Origin of the sequence: Archangium minus (assembly GCF_044360475.1) — a bacterium.
Taxonomy (GTDB): Bacteria; Myxococcota; Myxococcia; order Myxococcales; family Myxococcaceae; genus Archangium; species Archangium minus.
Genome location: NZ_CP043494.1, coordinates 9,250,519 through 9,267,043, shown reverse-complemented (window position 1 = coordinate 9,267,043; position 16,525 = coordinate 9,250,519). Strand labels below are relative to the sequence as shown.

Sequence of the window (16,525 nt, the reverse complement as noted above, 5' to 3'; positions counted from 1 at the left end):
CATGCTCACGTTCAAGTCCTCCGCCATGCTGTGCCGGCTCAGGCCGGTGCCTGCAGCTCGGGCTCCGCGCCCAGCCACATGAAGTCCGGCATCCGCTCGTGCAGGTACTTCCGCATGCTCGCGATCAGCCCTGCCTCCACTTGGCGGGCCCGCTCGCGGCTGACGTGGAAGTGCTCGCCAATGGTCCGCAGTGTCTCGGGCTCCTCGGCCAGCAGCCGGTGCTCCAGGATGTAGCGTTCCCGCTCGTCGTGCAGCCCGTGAGAGAACGAGTGGAGCTTCTCTAGAAACCAGCGCGTCAGCTCCCGCCGCCCCAGCTCCTCGTCTACGGCGGGTGTTCCCGAGCGCAGCGCACGTCCCGGGGTCGGGCGGTCCTTGTCTCCCTCGGGAGGGACATCGAGCCGGACCTCGTCCTGCCTCAGCCGCTGGTCCATCTCGACAACGTCCTTCTCCGAGACGCCCAGGCGAGCAGCCAGCTGCCGGGGTGTCGCCTCCTGGCCCGCGGCGAGCAGGCGGCCCTCTTCCTCCCTCATCCGGAAGAAAAGCTTGCGCTGCACATCCGTGGTCCCCAGCTTCACCAGCCGCCAGTTCTCGAGGATGAAGCGCAGCAGGTAGGCGCGGATCCACCAGGCGGCGTAGGTGCACAGCCGCACCCCCCGCTCCGGCTCGAAGCGCTCCACGGCGAGGATGAGGCCGAGGTTGCCCTCCTGGATGAGGTCCATCAGGAGAAGCGGAGGTCGGTGGTGCTCGCGTGCCAGCTTCACCACCAGCCGCAGGTTCGAGGCCACCAACCGGCCCCGAGCCTTTGCATCGCCGCCTTCTCGGACCTGCCGGGCGAGTGCCGCTTCCTCCTCCCGAGACAGCAGGGGATGCCGCCTCACCTCCGCCAGCCATGTCGCGAGCAGCGTGCGATCGTCGGGGGTCAGCTCCCCGCGGTGGGGACGGCGAGACCGTGACGACCGCACCAGTCGGGCAGGTCGGAAGTGGGGGACCGACAACATGCGTGCACCTCTTGGTGGGTCATGGTCGATCTGCGACCGCCACCGCCCTGATGCAGCAAGCGTGCGAGGTGCGGCTCCTTCGAAGAGGTGCTCGGCCGCCCGCAAATCCTGCATGCGTGCGTGCGGCCGAGCGCAGAAGGTGCGGAGGCGCTGTCAGGCGTCGATGAGGGCGCCGTCGCGGACGCGGAGGGTCTTCTGGGTGAACTTCCCGGCGAGCGCTTCCGGCTGGTCTGCGTAGTTGGTCTTCACCTCGGAGCTGGGGATGAGGTGGAAGGTAGCGAGCGCCTCGTTGGCGCGGGCCTCGAGCACCACGAAGCCATGCGCGTCGGCGTTGGTGAAGACGATGCCGGGGTTGCTCGCACGCAGCGTGGACTCCATCTCGGTGACGACGCGCCGGTAGACGGAGCTGTCGGCCGGGAAGCCCGCGGCAAGCACCGCGGAGCCGGCCATCTCCTTCACCGAGCCGGACGAGATGGCGGGAGCGGTGAGGGTGGGAATGCCGCCCTCCACGGAGGCATGGGAGGAGTGGATGTCTCCGGAGATGAAGAGCGCGTTGCGCACGTTGTTGTCGCGCAGGTACTTGAGCAGCTCGGTGCGCTTGTTGGGGAAGCCGTCCCACTGGTCCACGTTGAAGTAGAAGCGGGTTTGCAGGTTGGCGGGGATGTCCGTGAGGTCGCTCAGGTTCCACACCATGGAGGTGAGCGATACGGAGCTGACCACCACCTTCCAGGTGTTGTCCGCGCGCACCGTCTCGCGCAGCCAGGCCTCCTGCGTGTCGCCCAGCGCGTTCTCACTGGCGCGCAGCGACTTCGCGTAGCGCCAGCCGGAGTACAGGTCGTAGGTCTGCTTCACCACGATGTAGCGTGAGCCCATCTGGTTGAACAGGTCCGTCTTCCCCATGTGCGCGTAGGCGAGCCCGCGGGGCTTGTCGGTGGGGCTGATGGGCGGGACGCCCACCTGGGCGAGCACCTGGTTGACGTAGATCAATGCCAGCTTTCCACGCACGTGCTCCCCGGCCTGGGAGGTCGCCGCCTCGGCGCTCAGTCCCGCCTTGGTTGCGAGCTGAACGTAGACCTGCTGCAGCACGCCCTTGTGCTGGGCGTACTCCGGCGCGTCGATGTCCACGTAGGCGTAGTCATCAGACGTGAGGACCGCGGCCACGCCCGCCTCCGCGAGCGCTGTGTTGTCCATCACCACGGTGCCAGGGTAGGCGTTCTCGGGGATGAGGTGATCCGGCCGGTAGGTGCGGTAGTCGGTGAGGAGCAGCCGCAGGTGCTTGCCGTAGTCAAAGTCCCGGTAGATGCGCGTGTCGGGGTAGCGAGGGGTGTTGTCGACGTTGATGGCGCCCGCGGCCGATTGGGTGGTGTCCAGCGGGATGTATTCGAAGAAGACCTGCTCTGCGTTGCGCTTGCGCTCGTCGGAGCGCTCGTTGGCACGGCCATCCGAGTACGTCGCGGTCGAGCCCCAGCAGTCGTCGGAGAACTCGTGGTCGTCCCAGACGACGATGAAGGGGTAGCGCTCGTGCACCCGCTGCAGTTGGCGGTCCGAGCGCAGCGTCTTGTAGATGTCGCGGTAGTTGGAGAGCGCCGCCGCGGCGTGGTACTGCCCGCCGCGCTGGGGCAGCGCCGAGGCGGTGTCGGTGAAGCGCACCCTGCGGGCCTCATCGGGCGTCTGGAAGGACGTGTCGCCGGTGGTCTCGTAGATGTAGTCGCCGAGGAAGACCACGAAATCGAGGTCCTCGTCGCGCTGCAGCAGGTACTGCCAGGTGTTGTAGTAGCGGCCGATGAAGTCCTGGCAGCTGGCGAAGACGAAGCGCACAGGGACGTCCTCGCCCTGCGCTGGCGCGGTGCGGGTGCGGCCCACCGGCGAGGCGTACCGCTTGCCGTCCTGCTCGTAGATGAACCGGTAATAGTAGGTGGTCCTCGGCTTGAGGTTTGCCACCTTCACCTTGAGGGCGTGGTCATGCGCCGGCAGCGCTTCCAGGTCCTTCAGCTCGAGCACGAGCTGGGTGAGCTCGGCATCCGTGCCCACCTGGAGCGTGAGCCGGGTGGCGGAGTCGGCGCGCAGGGGGTCCACGGCTCGAGTCCAGAGCACCACGCTGTCGGAGCGCGGGTCTCCGGACGCAACGGATTGTGGAAAGTGCTCCGGGCTAGGAGTGAGGGGGGCGGGGGATTCCCCTCCATCCCGACAACCGAAGGCGGTGCTGGCGGCGACGGCGGCGATGCACTGCAGGATGGTTCGACGGTGGAGCTTCTGGCTCACGTGGGCCTCCGCTAAGAAGGGCCACGAGCCTAACGCAGCCCTCTGCGAGGCATTCGTGACACAGTCTTGGCGGTCCGGTGACTTCCGGGAGACCTGTTTTGCCGCCGTGCGTTAGATGCGGTGACGCACCTTCGCGTCGAGGCTGTAGGGCCCAGCGCCGATGAACATGGCCGCGAACAGCACCGCGAAATAGAGCAGCGCCAACTCCATGCGAGCGAAGGGATCCGCCCGGTGGCGGTAGAGCGCTACCACCATCGTGAAGGCCGCAAGCGCCGCCGCCGGCCGGGTGAAGAGTCCCAACGCTATCAGCAGGCCGCCCACCAGCTCGGCCAGTGCTGCGCACCAGGCGAAGAAGATGGGGTAGGGGAAGCCCAGCGCGGCCACGCCATCGGCGAAGCGCCCCATGCCCCCTGTGACCTTCGGCAGCCCATGGAGAATCGCCAGCGACACGCCGAACACCACCCGCACCACGGTCCAGCCCAGCGTCGCTCCACGCGCGCCGATCATGACTCACCTCCGCCCGAGGCCGTGTCCTTCTCGCCACCGCGGCGCAGTCCCAGGGCCTTCATCTTCTTGGAGAAAACTCGCACCCGCACGGTGTTATCTGGTGTTGGTTCCTCTGTAAATACGGTCACTTCCGAGGCCGGCCGAGTTGATGGTGTTGGTGCGTGCTCCCTCCCGGTTGTTGCAGGTGAGCACACCGCGAGCACACGGCCCACCTACTGGCACGGAGGTGCTCCGGGGCTGAAGGTCGGCGAGCTGCTCCTCCCGCCGGCGGCCACGGGCACCACCGTCACGCTCGCCGCGTACATGGATGAGGACGAGAAGGCCCGTGCCGGGTACCGGGCTGATCGGGTGTACGTGACGAGCCTGCAGGAAGCGGCCGAGCTGTACGCCGCCCTCTACCCTGACGGGGGCTGGGTCTACCGCGTCCAGCCGTGTATGCCGCTGGAGGCGGATCCCGACTGTACCGAGCCAGGCGTGAGCTTCGCCTGCCTTGGTGCCCTCATCATCGAGGCCCATCCGCTCGACCCGCTGACCGCGTTCCTCATTCTCAAGACTGTCTCTGAGGCGGGCACGTCCTCGGCGGCCCGGCGCTCCCCCACGACGGCCGAGGGCTAACCATGGACCCCATGAAGAGGACGCCCGCGCAAGAGCGCGGAATGGGGAGTCGTGTGCCTTCGAGCCCTCTGCCCACCCCCGAGCAGCGCCGCGCTGCCGTGGTCGAGCGCATCGACTGCACCCCCGTGGCCGAGCGCGTCCTCCTGCGCGCCCGCCTCTACGAGGAGACCCCCGCCATGGGGCTGCTCGAGGAGATGCGCCGGGGCCCCAAGTGCAGGTGTGCCGTTTGCTGGGTGGTTCGGCCCGCACGATTGCAGTGGAAGGACCACGACGGGACACACCGATACACCTGTGAGTCCGACGACTGCCGCCAGCTGTGGCGGAAGCTCTCGCGGGCCGAGGAGGCCGCGCACGCCAAGGCCCAGGCGCGCCTCGTCCTGGCTGTGCAGGAAGGGATGGCCGCGTGAAGCCGCTCCGCCCGCTGGAGGTGGCCTTCCGTCTGGCTACCTCCGTCTTCCTTCTCTCGTGGCTGCCCGCGCTCTTCGGGTGCCTGACTGCTCGCCTCGTCTTCGTCCTTTCCTGGCCGGCGGCTGGCGGCCTCGCTCTCGTCGTTGCCGTCCGGAGGTCCCCGTGACCCGCTCACCGCGTCGCATCGCCTTGGTGGGCTGTGGCAAGTCGAAGCTGGAGCAGCCCGCGCCAGCGCGCGAGCTCTACACCGGCCCGCTCTTCCGGGCCGCGCTCGAGGTTGCCGAGGCCGAGTTCGGCGCCGACGTCTGGATTCTCAGTGCCAAGCACGGCCTCGTGGACCTGGAAGAGGACGTCGAGCCGTACGACCTGGCTCTCGGGGATATGGGCTCCGAGGCTCAGGATGCATGGGCTCGGGACGTCATCCGGAACCTCTGGGACGACGACGATGGCAGCCCGGCCCACCTCACCGTGTACGCGGGCTCCGCCTACGTGGAAGCCCTCCGCGCGCACCTTCCCATCACCTGGACCCTGGACGACCCGATGAAGGGGCTCAGCCAGGGCGAGCGCCTGGCGTGGCTCTCTGCCCGTCGCGCGGCGCTCACCGTCAACCCGGCTGCCACGAGTTCGGCGGCCTCTCTTTCTTCGGCGGCGCCCTCGGGCCCCGCCCCCGTGGAGCACTCGATGATCGCCACCGCCAACCGACTCACCGATGAGCAGCGCCAGGAGTCCTTCCTCATGGCCCTGGAGAGGGAGCGCGCGCTGAAGGAACTGCCCGAGCTGAGGGCTCGGCTGCTGGCTGCGCTGGAGATGCAGGAGGCTGGCTGGAGGGCCGAGCACACCCGGTTGATGCATGCTGCCATCACGGGCGAGCGCTCCCAGGGGGCGCAGCAGTCGGAGCTGCCGCTCGCCGCGCCTGCGCTGGCCGCGCTCGTCCAGGCCTCGGCTTCCGTCGTCTCGCCCGACAAGGACAAACAACCGCCCCCGGAGCCGCCGAAGGGCAAGCGTCGCAGCCGCTCTCGCAAGAAGCCCGCTGCGGAGACCGGGGAGAAGCGCGTGGAGTCCGCGGAGTCGGCTCGGACGGCGACGGAGTCCTCGGCCACGGTGAGCCAGGTGGCTGCGGAGGACGACCTTGTCCCCGCCCCGCGCGTGCCCTGCTGCACTTGCACCCATTCGATCGCGGACCACAAGCTCGGCAAGGGCCGGTGCGAGCGCTGCAAGTGCCGGAGGTTCAAACCGGTTGCTGTGGCGACGCCTGAGCAGTCCTCCACGGCCGACTCCACCCCGTGCGAGTGCGACGGGTGCGGCAAGACGTTCAAGGCCTCGGAGCTCGCGCCACTCGGCCCTGAGGACGCGCGCGGCTACTACTGCGCTGGGTGCAAGGCCGAGGTTGAAGAAATGGACGACGAGGCGCTCGCGACGCCGGAGCCCGAGCCGTCGGACTCGCTGACTCAGGCGGATGCTGAGCCGCCGGCCTCTCCCGCGAAGTCCAAGCGCTCACGGACCAAGGTGAAGGCCAGCTCGCCGCCGGCAGAGCCTGCCCAGGCCGAGCTGCTGCCTGCGACCATGCCCGTCACTGCGGAGCCGGGCACCTGGCGCGTGGATCTCCCGGAGTGGTGCGAGGGCCGCATCGTCCTGCTGTGGCTGGTGAACGAGGCCACCGGTGAGCGGCGGGCGGCCTCATGGTGGCCCAGCACCAACGCGCTGAAGTGTGGCCACCACCTGTCCGGGAAGCTGGAGGGCGCTACGCTCGCCACGCACCTCGAGCTGGAAGCGTGGTGGAAGGCCAACCTGGAGAGCGTCGTGGCGCCGCTCGAGCAGGCCTGCCGGGATGGGAAGGTACCCGGGCTGAAGGTGTACGGGCCGGAGCCCTCCGCGGACGGGCCGTACCGGTACGCCCTGTCCAACGGCTGGGTGCTGGAGGTGTGGGACACGGGGGAGGCGCGGGTGGCCGCGTACTTCGTCGGCCCCACCGAGCGCGCGGACACGCAGTGGCGCTCCGGACCCTTTCACCTGAATGGTGAGCTGCTCGTCGCCAGCGCGGTGGCTGACATTACCTGGTCCGCTGACAACGAGGAGGTGGTGAGGGAGGCCGAGTCCTTCATCGCGCGGGGCTTCGTCACCGAGCTGCGGAGGGCAGCTTCGGCATGAGCTGCGCCAGAAACCTGGACCAGGAGCTCGCAGCCCTTCGAGCCGAGCTTGAGCAGGAGCGCCTCGCCAGGGCGCGCGCGGAGGCAAAGCTGGAGGGCTTCCGCGAGGCGGTTGCCCTCATGGCGGCCTCGCGCCCCCATGCTCCCTCTGACTCTTCGGACCGTCACGCTGCCAGCGTGACGATTCAGCGTGACGGCGTGACGGCGGGCGTCACGCAGGAGGAGAGGGAGAAAGCTCAGAGAGAGAAGGCCAGAGAGAGGAGCAAGAATTACCGACTCCGGAAACGCAGCGTGACGATTCAGCGTGACGGCGTGACGGCAAGCGTCACGCATTCGCCTGAGCCCTCTTCCTCTCCCCCTCAGCGGCCCGTTCGAGGAACCCTGGCCCTCGTCACGGTGGCCGCGCGTGACGTTCAGCGTGACGGTCCGCGCGAGCACCGCACCCCGGCGACACTCCCGGCAGCCGTGCGCGAGCTGCGCTCTGCCTGGAACGAGCTCGCCGTCCCCCATGGCTTCCCTGCGTGGGGGGAGCGCACCTCCGGACGCCTGCTGCAGGATGCCCTGGCCGCGCTCGAGCGGCGCCCGTTGGAGGAGTGGCGGCGGGTGTTTGCCCTGGTGCCTCGTTCCCCCGTCTGCCGCGGGGAACTGAGCAGCCGCCAGCGGGCGAGCCTCGTGTGGATGCTGACGGGGCGCACCCGCGACGGCTACGAGCCGGCCGAGAAGCTGCTCTCCGGCACCTGGTCCATCGACCCGGAGCCCACCGCGACTCCTGCTGCGAACACAGCTGGCGCGGAGCTGGCGGGACTACCCGTGGACACCCCGGCGGCCAGCGCCTGGAAGCAGATGCTGGAAGCCATGCAGGAGGACGGGAAGCACTATGCACTGAGCTGGCTAGCTCGCCTGCGCGGACGAGCGGTGCAGGAGGGCTCGCTGGTGCTGGAGGCACCGGACACGTACGCCGCGACGTGGGTGGCCCAGCACTACGGCGAGCTGGTGCGGAGGATGGCGGCGATCCAGGGCTACACCGACGTGCGCTTCATCGCCGCAGGGGAGGCCTCGCCATGAGCTGCGCTTCCATGCCCGCCGCGCTGCTCGTCACGCCGCAAGGACGCAGGGCCGCAGAGCATGAGCGACCTGGCGCACGTGGCCGACGCCTTTTCTGCCTGGGACAAGGAGGAAGAGGCCCCATGACGCAGATTCGTCTCACCCTGCCGTACCCGCCCAGCGCCAACACGTACTGGAAGCCTGCCCGTGGCCGGGGGTTGGTGCCCTCGGACGAGGCGCTCCGGTACAAAGTTGCCGTCGCTCAGCTTGTCCAGGCTGCCGGCGTGCAACCGCTGAAGGGACCCGTGCGCCTCACCATGAAGGCCTACCGCCCGCGCAGGGTGGGGGACCTGGACAACGTGCGCAAGGTACTGCTCGACGCGCTCCAGGGATGGGCCTTCCTGGACGACGGCCAAGTGTCCGAGGACCACGGGTACCGGCTCGACGATGCGAAGGCCCCGCGCGTGGAGGTGCTGCTCGAGGCCGACGCAGTCGCCACACCCGAGGAGGCCCAGGCCCACCGGCAGGCCCGAGCGGAGCGCGCGGCGAAGGCTCGCGCCACCCGCAACCGCAACCGCCTCCAGAAACAGCGCCAGCAGATGCGCCTGTCTCCCGCCACCCGCCCCCGGAGTCTTCGATGAGCTGCGCAAGAACGAAGATGGTGGGGCCTGCTACCGCTACCTGCGGATGCGGCACTACGCTCGAAGTGAAGACCGGGGGCAGTTCCGCTACCCTCCAAGTGCGCCAGGCGTAAGGAACTGGCGAGGGCGCCCAGTCGGAAGCGGGTCCAGGCGAAGCGCCGGGAGAAGCGTACTAAGAGCCTGTTTCGGTAGGACACCCTCCCGTCAGGCTGCTCCTCCGCGGAGGAGTTGCCGGGGTCCCTACGAAACCTAGTTCTTAAGGGGATGTTTGCGGTTGGGCTGGCTGGGTAGTGATATCGGAAGGAGGTGCAGGCCGAGCGTCTTCAATCGCCTCCGCCACTTCGGCTGTTTGTAGGCGTTGTATCTCGCCACGCAGCCAATCTTGATAAAAGTACGTATTGGTAAAGGTCGACGTCCGGCCAGTACCAAGGCTTGCAACCCCAATGATTGAATGCGCGCCCCCTCCCGTATCTTCTCGCAGGCAGGGTCCTCCGCTGTCACCTCTGTAAATATGCGGTCCTGGCTGCGTTACCTGAATTTTTCTGCCTCCGTCAATGGAGGTGCTTGATATAGCGTTCCTTCCGGAGCGGCGGTGTCCATAAATCCCTCCGACTATTTTGTCGAAGCCGAAACCTACCATCGTTCCTGATTCACTAGTTCTTGCCTCCGCGTCTGCGAGTGTTACGCTGCCCCAGGTGCTTTGTGTATTTCTATCGAGAACCAGGAGGGCCAGGTCAGCATTGCTTGAGAAAACGACCTCCCTGTTGTTTGCCATAGTGATGAGGATCTTCAAGTCGGGATGAGGAATGACATCCGTAACACCGTGAGGTGTGCTCCTTAGCTCATAGCGCTGCCGCGGTCCTTTCTTGGTCATAATGGTTACCGGCTCATAGCGAACAGTAGTTACGTCGATCTCAGAAGTGCAGTCAGAGCTGTCGATAAGCGCTTTCCCTTCGTCACCTGGAGTGGTGGCTGGCTTCATTGCACACACACAATGTCCAGCTGTGAGAACAATGCGAGGGCTAAGCAGGGTGCCGCTACATCTCCCTCTGTTCGCAATTAATGGATCGGAAGATGTGACCATTACAACAAATGGAAAGCGATTTTCCTCGTCCACAGCTGCATCTAGAACAAAAAGTCTCTCATCGAGCTGCTGTGTCTCTTGTGCTGTCGTGGGTGTTGCGGCCTCTCCGCTGTCCACCAGAATGAGTGCATCGAGTGTTTTGCTGGCGGACGCGCCCGTCTTGGTTGTGCCATGAGTGGCAGTCTTTGTGTGTGTGTTTTGTGGTGCATGTGGTGTATGTGGTGTTTCGTGATTTGGTTTTTTTGGGAGGGCATCCAAAGTAAAACCGAGATTTGGTGTCAAAACAACGCCGACCGCTGCAAGAGACACAAGAAACGATCCGACTCTGCAATGCCTAATGCTCATTTGAGGCTCCTATTTCCACACAGCGAGCGGGATGAATGCATCGTCGCCAAGGACGAATGCGTCAATTCGGGCGCTGAGTCCATAATAGGTTGTATCTGTAATGAGGTCGCGGCCAATGCTGATTGCTATTGGGCCCAAGCCAAGGAAGCCGCTTACGCCAAAACGCCCCTTTATCTCATCGCCCCCACCGTCCCCGATGCCGGCATTCAATGCCGCCCCTAGCATCACCATTGGCGACAGCGTGAGATTGCCATCGCCATTGTAAATGCCTTTGCCAATCATCAAGGCGGCTCCGCCCCCTATTTCGAGCTTATTGCCAAGAGTCGCTTCTCCGTCCTTCACGCGGAGTTCTGTAAAGCCAACAGGCAATGTTGCTGTGAGCAATAAAATATTGTGGCGCTTGCCAATCTCTTGTTCTGCATTCAAGAGCACTGGCTGGCCTAGGCGCTGCTCAGCTAAGATACGCTCAAAGGCTTCACCCCCAAAAAGCTGGGCATTCGCGCGTCCGGACAAGCAGATGAAGCAGATCAACAAAAAGATGCTTGGCCTCATTTCCCCTCCCTGTTTGAGTCTTGTGCTGCGCAGACGTCTCTCATCAAAGGTTGGCTTTCGTGCAAAAGTCAACCCCCCCTGCGTAGCTGGCTCACAATGCGCCAAAGAACCGGTTTCGGCAGATAGCCCGGCAACTCCTCCGCAGGAGGAGCAGCCTGACAGAAGGGGTCCTTACCGAAACATGCTAAGTGGCGCCTGCACGCGTACGACATCACAGGCGAGTCCGTCGTGGAACTCGACTGGGTCGAGCAGTTGGCGGACGAGCGCGTGGCGTTGGGCTGCGCATTCCAGAACGTCCGCGCGCAGGTGCTCGCCTTTGCCCGCGACTGGGGCCTCCCGGCTCCCGCTGTGCAGTAGCAGGGAAGTGTCCTTGGCCAACTCCGTGCACTTTTTTGCACCTGTGGCACGGATAGAGGATGGCCTGTCCAGCACCGTACCTGTCCCGAGCCACACCGCCCGCGTCCTCTCTCGTGAGGACAGCGCGGCCGCAGGCGCTGGAGTCCCCCACCCAGCTGTCCCTGCCGATCTCCGTCCCCACGCGCCAGGTGCAGCGCAGGGAGCGGGCCCACCGGCCCCACCTGCGCCAGCGCACCCTCCCCGGGGTGGACACCCGACAACGGGTTTTGCCCTTCCGCCGCTCAAGGAGTGACAGCCTCCTCACGCCGGAGCTCGCCGAGGCCATGGAGACGGCCCTCGCCGAGGTGCGCTCCGCCGCGGAGGGCGGCCGTAGGCAGCGCGCCGCCGAGGCCCTGCTGCTGCAGCTGCTCACCCCCTTCCTCAAGGGCGAGGTGGCGCACGCCCTGGCGCACCACGAGCGCACCCACCTCAACAGGGACGACCTTCTGCAGGAGGCCCTCCTCCGCGCCCAGAAGCTGTGGAAGGGCTTCACCCCCGGGTGGGCTGGGCTTGGCCGCACCCTGTACCCGGCCTACGTCAAGAAGGCCGTCCGGCAGCACCTGGGCAACGTGCTCGAGGACGGCAAGCTGATTGGCCCCACCCACTGGGGGAGGAAGCTCGCCGCCCGCGCGCGCAAGCGGATGAAGCGCGAGCCGACGGTGACGTACGAGGAGGCCCTGAAGACGGAGGGCGCGGACCACGCCACCACCCTCGGACTCACCCTGGGGGCCACCCGCGCCGACGAGCGCGAGGCCGAGCTGCTCGCCGACGAGCGGGACGAGGAGCAGGCCGAGGAGAGGCGGACGCTCGAGCTGGGCTCCGCCGCGGTGGCCGCTCTCCGCCGCCTCCCCCAGCGCGAGCGCCTCGCCGTGGCCGTCCCCCTGGGGCTGTCTCGGGTGCGGCTCTCGGACGCAGAGCTCGCCCGTCGCCTCAAGTGCTCCCTCCCGGAGCTGCTGGCCGCCCGGGAGCGCGGGCTGGCGACCCTTCGGGCCGGCATGTCTAGGAGCTTGGAGTCATGATCATCATCGCCAAGAAGGACGGTACCTGCCGGGCCTGCGGCAAGCTCGTCCGCAAGAGAGAGGAGGCGGACTTCACCGCCGAGCTGGGCTTGGCCCATCCCGAGCCCCAGTGCTCCAGGGCACCCGCCGTCCACCGCCCTAACCGACGGGCAGGGCGGTGCCGGTGCGGAACGTGGGTGGAGGCTCAGGCCGGGCGCCTACGACTCCTCGAGGACAACGGTGCCAGCGGAGGCGGGAAGCACTGGGCGGTCGACTGCGCCGCCTGCGCGGGCTTGTGACGCTACCGAGGGGCGGGTAGGGTCCCCGGCAGGAGGGGACCGGTGACGCGATTCGTGTGTGTAGTGCTGATGTGCCTGTCATTGACGGGCTGCCTGCGCGTAGTCGTGGACTCACCCGCGGCGCGCTCGGGGCAGAGGGATTCCGACAGTGGCGTGAGCTTCGTTGGACTGACGACGGTAACCGCTGATGCTCGGCTGTGCACCCATGGCATCGCGAAGGTCGAGACCTACATGCCCGTATGGGGCTGGCTGCTTGGCGTATTCACCGGCGGGATCGTCCCGGGGATGAAGGCGGAGTATCACTGCGCGGCTCCCACATCGCTTGCTGAGCGAGATGCCCTCCGTGCTGCCCAGCGGAACACTGAAGAGGCCAAGCGGGTAGCCGAGGCGGCTCAGCGCAAGGCAGAGGATGACGCCAAGTCAGCGGAGGCTGCGCGCCGCAAGGCCGAAGAGGAGCTCGATGAGGTGCGACGGCAGCTTGAGGCGGTGCGCGCGACAAGCGCGGCACCCCGACCAACCACGGTTGCTACCACCAACGTTGCGCCTTTGCCTGATACGTCCATCACTCCAGCGCCTGATGCTGTGCAGGCACCGCACGACAAGGACGCGATGTGTGATCCGGCCAGCGCTGCTGCTGCTATTCAGGGGAGCGTGCGTCCCGCTGCTCCAGCTCGCGTAACCCTCATCGAGGAGGCAGAGGTGTATGCCGCTTCACGAGGCGTGGTGCTGCTATGCAAAACGGAGAACAAGGAGTCGATTGTTGCGCCCCGCTCGTTTAGATATCAGACGGAAAATGGTGTGCAGCTTGGTGTAAAGCAATTTCACACAAGCAAGGCCGCGTCGCGCTATCGCCAAGCCATTGAGGATGTTCCGCTCGGTGGCGAGACATTTATCCAGAGGGGACGCATTCTCTTCTCTATTTGGGGCGCGACTGACGCTGAGCGGAGGGCCGTCATCTCTGCTCTAGAGTAAGCCGCAACGCGTCCCCGCCGTGTTCGGCACCTCATGCCGCACGGAAGTTGATGCCGCAGAGGCTCGTCCATGCGGCGGACCCGGTGACAATCCGCACGTCACCGTTCGTGCCGACCTCGACGTATCCAGGGCCGGTGCTGCACGTCGTCGCGAAATCGCGAGTTGCGAGGGGACGGTAGCCTACGGGGAGGGTGAAGGCGACGGTGTTGCTGGCGCCGCCGCCGATCATCCCCTCGACGTGCACGCGCCCAGCTCCGTCGCGGTAGTAGCTCGCCCCCTGCCGGCCGTTGGTGGCGTAGGCTGTCCAGCCGTTCTGATAACCAGTGACGGTGGACACCAGGGTGGGGGACTCCTCCACGGAATCCACCTGTGCGAACACCACGGAGTCCACCCAGGCAAGCGCCCCGTTCCCGTTCGGCTTGGACAGACGCACGCGCGCGTATCGCGCTGCGGCCGGGGCCACCGCCACCGTGCGCACGTACCCCCATGTGTTGGCTGCGAGGTTGCTTGGCTCTGGGGTGGAGCTGTCGATTGTGGTCAGACTTGCATTCAGCCACTCCACATTCACCAGAAGACCAGACAGGGTACTGGCCACCTTGGCCGCCACGTCGACGGAGTAGCGTCCCCCAGGGCGCACGCTGACGGATCCAGATACCAGCGCTCCTCCGTTGTTCACGAGCACCACCGAGCGGGCGCCTGTATAGGCATCAGCGGACAGGGCGACGTCTGTACCCCACACACCCGCAGCCATCGTCCAGGCATCGGGAGGGGCCCCCGTATCGTTGGCGGCCTCGAAGTCGCTGTTGAGCAGCAGCGACTGGGCCAGCGACACAAGTGGCTGGAGTAGTCGTGGCTCCACATAGCGAGGTGTCAGCGCCACCTCATCGGAGGCCGGGCCGACGTTCCCCCTCCTGTCCCTCGAGCGCACCCGGGCATAGTAGGGGACGCCAGCGGCGAGCCCCGTCAGGTCGAAGCGCGTGGAACTGCTCACCGCCTTCAGCGTCGCCGCGGAGAGGGTGAAGCCGGGCGAGGTGCCGACGTGGAGCTCATACTCCTCGGGCACGGAGCCCCCGGAGGTGACGTTGGGCGCGGTGAAGAGCAGCACGGCCCCCGTCACTGAGTTCGTCACCGAGAGCCCTGAAGGGGCCGCAGGCCCAGTGAAGGTGACCGTAGGGGCCGTGTACCCGTCCGCGTTGCGGTTGAGCCACTGCCGCGCGCCGAGTGAAGGCTTTCCGTTGAGGGCGAGCCGCGTCTTGCCGTCCGTGCTGGTGAGGGTGTGCGTCACCTGGCGCACGGCCAGCACCTGGGGCGTGGTGAAGTGGTAGCCGTTGGGGGCGAGCTGCACCAGATCGGCGAGCTCGATGCCGGGGTGGAAGCGCACCTCCACCGAAGCGCCGACGTCGCACGTGGAGAGATCCGCGAGGCCGGCCTCCGCGAGGCGCACGGCCTCAGCGTGGGTGCGGATGCCGCCCGTTGTGGCCTCCGCCAACCACATGGTGCGCGGGAGCGCGACGCCTGCGGAGGTGATGTACCCGTAGCGCTGCGTCGCCGCGGTGTCCTCGCGCGCCACCGTCTTGCGCTTTGGCTGGCCGGCCGCGTCCAGGTCCTCCTCGTCCGAGTACGTCACCTCCACCCGGGTGCGCACGTTCTCGAGCGAGATGGTGAACTCACCGAGGTACTGGTAGTCGCTCGGCCCGTACGTCCACACGGGCGTAGTGCCCGCCCGGTCCGGGCCCCACAGCCACAGACCCCAGTCCCCGGTGTCCGGCCGAAGCTTCCACCGCACCTCCCAGCCGCGACCAGTCGCCCGGCTCGACAGGGCGTCCATGGCTGGCTGGCGCTCCTGCTTGTACTTGCCGAGCAACTGGAGCGAGGCCACCGGCGTGTAGAGGGCGAAGTCAGAGAGGTTGGCGGCCACGAGGAGTTTGTTGCTCACCGTCTCCAGCGGCGTGCCGTCGTCACTGCCGTACGTGCCCTCCGGCACCCACACGTCCTGGAGGACGCCCGCCATGTCCCGGCCCGTGAAGGTGATGATCTCGGGCCCGGAGTCCACCCGATCGATGCGCCCGAAGAAGAGCGGACGCCAGGCAGGGGCATGCGGCTCGAAGCCCAGCGGCACCACCGCCGCCTCCACGCGGAAGGGCCGCCCTGCCTGCAGGAGTGGTGCGTAGCTCCCGGGGAGGTTGTTGGCGCGCGACGTCTCCATGAGTGGGGCGAGGCTGAGCCCCTGCAGCTCGCGCATGACGCGGACGGAGGCCTGCCCCACGGGGTTGTCGAGCCCCTCGTCCACGTCCACGGAGTCCAGGAAGTCGCGGCCGAAGAGGTTGGCCAGGTCGTACCAGGTGCTTCCCAACAGCACGCGCACGCGGCCGCGAATGGAGTAGGGCGCGGACGAGCGGAGAAGCCTCAGTTGCTGCTCGAGGAGAGGGCGCATGCCCCGAAAAAGGGGCGCGCTGGCTCAGGTGCCGTAGAGGGTGAAGTCGAAGCGTTCGGAGATGGTGGTGAGCCGTGGGCCCGCTTTCGCTGTGCCGGCCTGTCCAACGCACAGCAGCCCGCCTGGGGGGAAGCGTGGACCCTCTGCCCACACCTGCGAGGGCCCAGGCCACGTGTGCGCGCTGTGAAAGGCGTACAGCCCCGGCACCCAGGACTCGGGCACCTCGAAGGGTAGGGCCACCACGTCATCGAAGGCGGTGGCGACGCCCTGGCCATCAATATCACCGAGGAGCAGGCCTCCACCGGCGATGTACCCGAAGAGCCATTCGTCGGCAGATGGCACCCCGTCGATGTACAGCCGCTCCACTGTGTTGATGACGTGCCGCCACAGCCCGGCGCCTTCGCGCACCCATCCGATGAATGTCCCCGGCTCGTACACGCCGAAGCCGAGGTCCCAGTTCACGAGCTGGTTGGCTGGCACAGTGAGTCCGGCGAGCCCCTTCTTTCGTACCGTCGTGGATCGCGCCACGCCAGCGCTCACGAACGACGGCGCAACCTCTCGCGAGGTGTAGAGGTGTGACGTGGACGACGAGCCATCATCGAAGGTCAGCACGTGCCCCTCACCGTCGATGAGCGCCCGCAGCGCATCCGCCTCTCCCGCGGAGAGAGGGCCGGTGGTGAAGCGGAAGTTGCGCTTCGTCTGAATCCTCTGAGTCGAGCGGGGGAGCCCGTTGATGGACCGAACCACCTCGCCCAGCCACACCGGCTCCCACTCCGAGTCGGTGCACTCCACCTCCACGCCATTGAGCGTAACGAGGGCCATG

At 66.9% G+C, this 16,525-nt stretch carries 17 protein-coding genes; 10 read left to right on the top strand and 7 right to left on the bottom strand.

The window, feature by feature from the left end; all coding sequences use genetic code 11:
* Positions 1-38 precede the first annotated feature (38 nt).
* The 3 genes from F0U60_RS37720 to F0U60_RS37710 form a co-directional block, all read right to left on the bottom strand.
* Entirely contained in the window at positions 39-998 is a 960-nt protein-coding gene (locus F0U60_RS37720; protein WP_395806899.1) for an RNA polymerase sigma factor RpoD/SigA, read from the bottom strand.
* A 153-nt stretch (positions 999-1,151) separates the two neighbouring features.
* A complete protein-coding gene (locus F0U60_RS37715; RefSeq protein WP_395806898.1) occupies positions 1,152-3,260 on the bottom strand; it encodes an alkaline phosphatase D family protein in 2,109 nt (702 codons plus the stop codon).
* A 111-nt stretch (positions 3,261-3,371) separates the two neighbouring features.
* Entirely contained in the window at positions 3,372-3,767 is a 396-nt protein-coding gene (locus F0U60_RS37710) for a DoxX family protein (RefSeq protein WP_395806897.1), read from the bottom strand.
* Between the two features lie 303 nt (positions 3,768-4,070).
* Here F0U60_RS37710 and F0U60_RS37705 point away from each other — a divergent pair, with 303 nt between their 5' ends.
* The 6 genes from F0U60_RS37705 to F0U60_RS37680 all read left to right on the top strand — a co-directional run bounded on the left by F0U60_RS37705 (position 4,071) and on the right by F0U60_RS37680 (position 8,622).
* Entirely contained in the window at positions 4,071-4,382 is a 312-nt protein-coding gene (locus tag F0U60_RS37705) for a hypothetical protein (RefSeq protein ID WP_395806896.1), read from the top strand.
* 53 nt (positions 4,383-4,435) lie between these two features.
* Entirely contained in the window at positions 4,436-4,789 is a 354-nt protein-coding gene (locus F0U60_RS37700) for a hypothetical protein (protein ID WP_395806895.1), read from the top strand.
* Entirely contained in the window at positions 4,786-4,956 is a 171-nt protein-coding gene (locus tag F0U60_RS37695) for a hypothetical protein (protein WP_395806894.1), read from the top strand. The genes F0U60_RS37700 and F0U60_RS37695 overlap by 4 nt, the downstream gene beginning before the upstream one ends.
* Positions 4,953-6,938: a DUF6884 domain-containing protein gene (locus tag F0U60_RS37690; protein WP_395806893.1), complete on the top strand. Its 1,986-nt coding sequence runs from the start codon at positions 4,953-4,955 to the stop codon at positions 6,936-6,938. The genes F0U60_RS37695 and F0U60_RS37690 overlap by 4 nt, the downstream gene beginning before the upstream one ends.
* Positions 6,935-8,002, top strand: a complete 1,068-nt coding sequence (locus F0U60_RS37685) for a hypothetical protein (RefSeq protein WP_395806892.1) — start codon at positions 6,935-6,937, stop codon at positions 8,000-8,002. Before F0U60_RS37690 ends, F0U60_RS37685 begins: the two co-directional genes overlap by 4 nt.
* A 122-nt stretch (positions 8,003-8,124) precedes the next feature.
* Complete coding sequence (locus F0U60_RS37680) at positions 8,125-8,622, top strand: RusA family crossover junction endodeoxyribonuclease (protein ID WP_395806891.1); 498 nt, start codon at positions 8,125-8,127, stop codon at positions 8,620-8,622.
* 256 nt (positions 8,623-8,878) lie between these two features.
* Here the strand turns inward: F0U60_RS37680 and F0U60_RS37675 are convergent, their stop codons facing one another.
* Positions 8,879-10,051, bottom strand: coding sequence for a trypsin-like serine protease (locus F0U60_RS37675; protein WP_395806890.1), 1,173 nt, complete (start codon positions 10,049-10,051; stop codon positions 8,879-8,881).
* Between the two features lie 9 nt (positions 10,052-10,060).
* Complete coding sequence (locus tag F0U60_RS37670; protein ID WP_395806889.1) at positions 10,061-10,603, bottom strand: hypothetical protein; 543 nt, start codon at positions 10,601-10,603, stop codon at positions 10,061-10,063.
* 228 nt (positions 10,604-10,831) lie between these two features.
* Here F0U60_RS37670 and F0U60_RS37665 point away from each other — a divergent pair, with 228 nt between their 5' ends.
* The 4 genes from F0U60_RS37665 to F0U60_RS37650 are packed head-to-tail and all read left to right on the top strand — an operon-like array spanning position 10,832 to position 13,268.
* Complete coding sequence (locus F0U60_RS37665) at positions 10,832-10,960, top strand: hypothetical protein (RefSeq protein WP_395806888.1); 129 nt, start codon at positions 10,832-10,834, stop codon at positions 10,958-10,960.
* A 59-nt stretch (positions 10,961-11,019) separates the two neighbouring features.
* Positions 11,020-12,018, top strand: a complete 999-nt coding sequence (locus F0U60_RS37660; protein WP_395806887.1) for a hypothetical protein — start codon at positions 11,020-11,022, stop codon at positions 12,016-12,018.
* Complete coding sequence (locus F0U60_RS37655; RefSeq protein ID WP_395806886.1) at positions 12,015-12,296, top strand: hypothetical protein; 282 nt, start codon at positions 12,015-12,017, stop codon at positions 12,294-12,296. Before F0U60_RS37660 ends, F0U60_RS37655 begins: the two co-directional genes overlap by 4 nt.
* Positions 12,297-12,338: 42 nt before the next feature.
* Positions 12,339-13,268 carry a hypothetical protein gene (locus F0U60_RS37650; RefSeq protein ID WP_395806885.1) on the top strand — a complete coding sequence of 310 codons (930 nt, stop codon included), beginning with the start codon at positions 12,339-12,341 and terminating at the stop codon, positions 13,266-13,268.
* Between the two features lie 31 nt (positions 13,269-13,299).
* Here the strand turns inward: F0U60_RS37650 and F0U60_RS37645 are convergent, their stop codons facing one another.
* Positions 13,300-15,702, bottom strand: a complete 2,403-nt coding sequence (locus tag F0U60_RS37645) for a fibronectin type III domain-containing protein (RefSeq protein WP_395806884.1) — start codon at positions 15,700-15,702, stop codon at positions 13,300-13,302.
* Positions 15,703-15,726: 24 nt separating this feature from the next.
* A complete protein-coding gene (locus F0U60_RS37640; protein ID WP_395806883.1) occupies positions 15,727-16,524 on the bottom strand; it encodes a hypothetical protein in 798 nt (265 codons plus the stop codon).
* Position 16,525 lies beyond the last annotated feature (1 nt).

What these genes read in the sequence shown, in the direction of transcription:
- F0U60_RS37720 (WP_395806899.1), bottom strand. Translation starts at nt 998, where the DNA reads ATGTTGTCGGTCCCCCACTTCCGACCTGCCCGACTGGTGCGGTCGTCA.
- F0U60_RS37710 (WP_395806897.1), bottom strand. Translation starts at nt 3,767, where the DNA reads ATGATCGGCGCGCGTGGAGCGACGCTGGGCTGGACCGTGGTGCGGGTG.
- F0U60_RS37705 (WP_395806896.1), top strand. Translation starts at nt 4,071, where the DNA reads ATGGATGAGGACGAGAAGGCCCGTGCCGGGTACCGGGCTGATCGGGTG.
- F0U60_RS37685 (WP_395806892.1), top strand. Translation starts at nt 6,935, where the DNA reads ATGAGCTGCGCCAGAAACCTGGACCAGGAGCTCGCAGCCCTTCGAGCC.
- F0U60_RS37680 (WP_395806891.1), top strand. Translation starts at nt 8,125, where the DNA reads ATGACGCAGATTCGTCTCACCCTGCCGTACCCGCCCAGCGCCAACACG.
- F0U60_RS37675 (WP_395806890.1), bottom strand. Translation starts at nt 10,051, where the DNA reads ATGAGCATTAGGCATTGCAGAGTCGGATCGTTTCTTGTGTCTCTTGCA.
- F0U60_RS37670 (WP_395806889.1), bottom strand. Translation starts at nt 10,603, where the DNA reads ATGAGGCCAAGCATCTTTTTGTTGATCTGCTTCATCTGCTTGTCCGGA.
- F0U60_RS37660 (WP_395806887.1), top strand. Translation starts at nt 11,020, where the DNA reads ATGGCCTGTCCAGCACCGTACCTGTCCCGAGCCACACCGCCCGCGTCC.
- F0U60_RS37655 (WP_395806886.1), top strand. Translation starts at nt 12,015, where the DNA reads ATGATCATCATCGCCAAGAAGGACGGTACCTGCCGGGCCTGCGGCAAG.
- F0U60_RS37645 (WP_395806884.1), bottom strand. Translation starts at nt 15,702, where the DNA reads ATGCGCCCTCTCCTCGAGCAGCAACTGAGGCTTCTCCGCTCGTCCGCG.
- F0U60_RS37640 (WP_395806883.1), bottom strand. Translation starts at nt 16,524, where the DNA reads ATGGCCCTCGTTACGCTCAATGGCGTGGAGGTGGAGTGCACCGACTCG.